A 234-nucleotide genomic window follows, 5' to 3' on the forward strand; every position below is an offset into this window, starting at 1 on the left:
TTATCCGCTTGTTGAAACATGTGCTCAAGCGCTCTAGCTGACTCTATCCTCATGTTTTTCTTTTCTTGATCCCCCTCACTAGAGTAACGTACTTTCGGAATAACTAAATCTGGCGGTCTATACCCAGCTGGTAAACGCCTACTTTTATTCACAAGTACCAGCATCGAATTTGGATTACGAATTACCGCAATATCCCCATCCATATTCGCAATCGTTTCTTTCGCTTTCGGAATT

1 pseudogene is annotated in these 234 nt (G+C 41.9%); it reads right to left on the reverse strand.

Features of this window, described 5'->3' with window-relative positions:
• A pseudogene (locus tag JDS95_RS30875) lies at positions 1–234 on the reverse strand (M15 family metallopeptidase); the annotation flags it as partial.

The organism is Bacillus cereus group sp. N24 (assembly GCF_016483345.1).
In the GTDB taxonomy this organism is placed as follows: domain Bacteria; phylum Bacillota; class Bacilli; order Bacillales; family Bacillaceae_G; genus Bacillus_A; species Bacillus_A toyonensis.